The 1,411-nt window shown below is 39.9% G+C and carries 2 protein-coding genes; both read left to right on the top strand.

Features of this window, described 5'->3' with window-relative positions:
- Positions 1-61 precede the first annotated feature (61 nt).
- Positions 62-424 carry a transposase gene (locus tag OQZ33_RS24105; RefSeq protein ID WP_265802123.1) on the top strand — a complete coding sequence of 121 codons (363 nt, stop codon included), beginning with the start codon at positions 62-64 and terminating at the stop codon, positions 422-424.
- A complete protein-coding gene (locus tag OQZ33_RS24100; RefSeq protein ID WP_322975152.1) occupies positions 399-1,382 on the top strand; it encodes a transposase in 984 nt (327 codons plus the stop codon). The genes OQZ33_RS24105 and OQZ33_RS24100 overlap by 26 nt, the downstream gene beginning before the upstream one ends.
- Positions 1,383-1,411 lie beyond the last annotated feature (29 nt).

The raw sequence follows: 1,411 nt of genomic DNA, 5'->3' as shown, positions 1-1,411 counted from the left end.
GGATCAAGCAAAAAAGTTGGGGAGTTGAGAAGTTTATTTAATTTTGTTCAACATTATTATTTTGGACAGCTCAATATTATCATTTATACTACCAGAAGGGTTAACTGAATACTTTGAACTTGATAAGTTCGAACTTTCTGAAGGCTCTTACCATATTTATCTTTTAGAGAAAAACATTCATCCCGAAGAGTATTCAGGTGAAAAGTTGATTTCTAAGGGCTTTTTCGATGAAATCACCGTTCGTGATTTTCCTTTGCGTGGAAAACCTTGTTTTTTGAAGTTAAAGCGGCGCAAGTGGCAAAATCTCAATACAAAACAGATTGTTTTCAGGGATTGGAACCTGGTTGCCGATGGTACCAAGATGACTACCGAGTTTGCATTTTTTTTTGAAAAGCTATTTGGATTCAAGCCCAATAAGCTGTAAAACGCTAGGTCATTTCTTTGGTGTTGACGGCAAACGTCTTGAGGAGCAGTATGCTAGCCATCTGAGTGGATTTACCGTTTGGGATCAGTTGGAACATGCTGGGGACTGGCTTCTATTTCCTGAAAATATGGGAGAATATCTTTCCATAGATGAAACCAGCCTGTCCCAGGGAGAGTTGTATACCGTTCTGACCAATAAGGCTGCAAAAGGTAAAAAAGGTGCCCTTGTTGCCATTATTAAAGGAACTGAAAGCGAATCTGTGATCAAAGTCCTCTCTCAGATCAAGGTGGGCCTGCGTAGAAAAGTGAAAGAAGTTACTCTTGATCTTGCTCCAACAATGTCGCGTATAGTTAAAAGATGCTTCCCTCAGGCCAAACTGGTTTCTGATCGCTTTCACGTACAGCAATTGGCTACCGAAGGCGTCCAGGAAATAAGGATAAGACATAGATGGGAGGCCATAGAACAGGAAAATAAGGAAATGGAGCTGGCCAAGGCTGTAAAAAAACGCTGGGTACCGGAATTGCTGGAAAATGGTGACACTGTAAAACAATTGCTGGCAAGAAGCAGATATCTGCTATTCAAGCGGGAGGTCAACTGGACACCTTCACAATCACATCGGGCAGAGCTTTTATTTGGTTTGTATCCTGATCTTGAACAGGCCTATAAACTGAGTCAGGGTTTGTCCACTATACTCAGTACATCCAAGGACAGGATAATTGCTTTTAAAAAGCTGGCCATTTGGTATAATCAAGTAGAATCCGCTGGATTTAAATCGTTTAACACAATTTCAAGAACAATCCAGAACAACTACGAAACGATACTAAACTACTTTGATAACAGATCAACCAATGCCTCGGCAGAATCTTTCAATGCAAAGATAAAAGCTTTTAGAGCACAGTTCAGAGGTGTGAGAAATGTGAAATTCTTTCTATTCAGGTTATCTAAAATTTATGCTTAAGATTACTCCCCAACTTTTTTGCTTGATCC

Origin of the sequence: Pedobacter sp. MC2016-05, assembly GCF_026239735.1 — a bacterium.
Taxonomy (GTDB): Bacteria; Bacteroidota; Bacteroidia; order Sphingobacteriales; family Sphingobacteriaceae; genus Pedobacter.
Note: the sequence above shows the minus strand (reverse complement) of the source record. Positions and strands in the feature narration are given on the sequence as shown.